This window comes from Streptomyces prunicolor NBRC 13075 (genome assembly GCF_000367365.1).
Lineage (GTDB): Bacteria > Actinomycetota > Actinomycetes > Streptomycetales > Streptomycetaceae > Streptomyces > Streptomyces prunicolor.
This window is the reverse complement of sequence record NZ_BARF01000189.1, coordinates 1-1640: the sequence shown is the minus strand read 5'-3', so window position 1 is coordinate 1640 and position 1640 is coordinate 1. Positions and strand designations below refer to the sequence as shown.

Sequence of the window (1640 nt, the reverse complement as noted above, 5' to 3'; positions counted from 1 at the left end):
GAGTCCAGCCACTCCGCCACGGTGACCTTGGAGTTGAGGGACTGCCCGGTCTTGAAACGGCGGCGGGTCTCGTCGTAGTCCGGGATCGGGTCCTTGTCCTTGACGCAGTTCTCCAGGAGGTCGCTGATCTGGGTCTTGCCCCAGGCGTCGTCCTCCTCGGGGATGGCCATGAGGGCGCGGACCTTGTCCAGCTCCTCCTGGGCCTTGACGGAGGTCTCGAAACCACCGCGACGGAAGCGCCTGCGACGGCCGTCCTGCGCGGGGTCGAGTTCCTGGGCGGCGGTCCAAGTGCCGTGCCGCCGCGAGGACTTGAGCTTGGGGCAGGAAGCGCCGTACTCCTTCTTCGTCTTCGGGTCGGTGCAGCGGCACCGGCGTATGAGGTTGCCGCCCTTCACTCGTCGTTCTCCGCACGGGTAGGCGTTTCGGGCTCGTCGACGAAGGCCAGCTCGTCGGGCAGAGCCGGAGGGGCGAGATCGCGGTCGCGCATCCGGCCTCGGAACGCCCGGAGTTCCTGGCAGTCCTCGAACGCGTGCTCCTCGTAGCCCTGGGCGCGCTGCAGGAGGGTGGCCCTGCGGGTCCGGTCCAGGGTGGTGCTGGCCGCTCGTCGCCTCTCCCTGGCCAGGGCGTAGGAGGACGTCGCGGCGGCCACCAAGTCGCCGTGCTGGCGGAAGACGTCGAGGACGTTGCGGGCGCTGCCTTCGGGTGCGGGTTCGTCCAGAGGCGTCTCGCCGGTGAACCACGCGACCGCGTCCCAGGTGGACACTTCCCGATCGGGGAGGACCTCGACCGTGGCCGAGGACCCGAGCGGGAAGAGGAGAGTCACCGGCGGGACGCCCAGGACGTCGGCCAGCACGACGACCTCCGCTACCGTGACGCTTGTCTTTCGCCCGGACTCCAGATTCTTCAGCGAGTGCTCGGTGAACTCCGGCACACCGCGATCGGCACACCCCTGGGCGACCTCGGCCATGGTCAGGCCGGCGGCCCTGCGTGATTCCCGCACGCGCTGAGCGATCCGGCTGGTGAACGCCGTCGACCATTGATCAAGTGTCATGGCTGCACGTTAGGCATGTAAAAGGTGCTGCTGCAACTCCGTGATACATCTGAAGTGTCATTGCGGCACGAAAACTTCCACGGAGGGCATCATGGCAGCACCTATCTCATCCCGCGAGGTGCGAGGGTTGACGAGCGACGAACTGCTCGCCCTCCCTGCCGCGATCGACCTCGATACGTCGAACCGGGCGCTGATGATCGGCCGGTCCACCGGCTACGGCCTCGCCAAGCAGGGGAAGTACCCGGTCAGGGTGCTGAGGCTCGGCAACGCCTACCGCGTGGTGACGGCCGACCTGTTGAAGTTGCTGGGGCTCGAACGCCACCCGGGCGATGGGGATCAGGCCGATGGCGGAAGCGAGCGGCACGGCCTGGCCGCCTAGAGACGACGGACCACGAGCGGGCGTCGGCAGGCTGTAGTCGCCCGCTGCTTCGCACCGTGGGTCAGGGCCGGGAGATCGGGCTCGACAAGGCAGAGCGGATCAGTGCCGTCGCATAAAACTCCAACGGCATGTTCGCCGCTGCCGCGCCTGCCGCGAGGGCCTGGTGCTCCTGTTCGTTCAGCAATACGAGCACGCCGCGCGACGGGGCTG

The 1640-nt window shown here is 67.9% G+C and carries 2 protein-coding genes and 1 pseudogene; 1 reads left to right on the top strand and 2 read right to left on the bottom strand.

The window, feature by feature from the left end:
• Together SPR02S_RS58765 and SPR02S_RS54715 are read right to left on the bottom strand one after the other, a co-directional pair.
• Window positions 1-395 (bottom strand): annotated as a pseudogene (locus SPR02S_RS58765) (site-specific integrase); the annotation flags it as partial.
• Window positions 392-1051, bottom strand: coding sequence for a helix-turn-helix domain-containing protein (locus SPR02S_RS54715; RefSeq protein WP_019065504.1), 660 nt, complete (start codon window positions 1049-1051; stop codon window positions 392-394). The pseudogene SPR02S_RS58765 and the gene SPR02S_RS54715, both read right to left, overlap by 4 nt.
• A gap of 91 nt (window positions 1052-1142) precedes the next feature.
• On the opposite strand from SPR02S_RS54715, the gene SPR02S_RS54710 reads away from it, so the two are divergent.
• Window positions 1143-1430, top strand: a complete 288-nt coding sequence (locus tag SPR02S_RS54710) for a hypothetical protein (protein ID WP_026151770.1) — start codon at window positions 1143-1145, stop codon at window positions 1428-1430.
• Window positions 1431-1640 lie beyond the last annotated feature (210 nt).

Excerpts from the sequence above, each read along its gene's own strand:
- SPR02S_RS54710 (WP_026151770.1), top strand. The coding sequence starts at position 1,143 with ATGGCAGCACCTATCTCATCCCGCGAGGTGCGAGGGTTGACGAGCGAC.
- SPR02S_RS54715 (WP_019065504.1), bottom strand. The coding sequence starts at position 1,051 with ATGACACTTGATCAATGGTCGACGGCGTTCACCAGCCGGATCGCTCAG.